Here is a 263-nt window from a genome sequence, read left to right on the forward strand (position 1 = left end):
GGGTGGCCAGGTACTTGCGGGCGCGGTCGTCGGCCAGGTTCAGGCGGTTCTCGTTGATCAGCATGGTCTGGTGCTTGAGCCAGGCCTGCCAGGCTTCCTTCGACACCTGCATGTAGATCTTCTTGCCCATTTCGCCAGGTACGGGCGGGAAGTCCAGCCCTTCGGCTTCCTTCTTGAGTTTGATGCAATTGACGGTGCGGGCCATGGTTCTGCTCCTGATATTCGTGTGGTGAAACCGCGATTATAAAGTCTTGATGAAAATC

At 56.3% G+C, this 263-nt stretch carries 1 protein-coding gene; it reads right to left on the bottom strand.

Annotated features, from left to right (window positions below; genetic code table 11):
- Positions 1–205: oxidative damage protection protein (locus KVT32_RS30395; protein WP_217619464.1), on the bottom strand; the 205-nt coding region annotated here is incomplete at its 3' end.
- Positions 206–263 lie beyond the last annotated feature (58 nt).

The sequence above is a fragment of the Achromobacter sp. GbtcB20 genome (genome assembly GCF_019091095.1).
Lineage (GTDB): Bacteria > Pseudomonadota > Gammaproteobacteria > Burkholderiales > Burkholderiaceae_B > Achromobacter > Achromobacter mucicolens.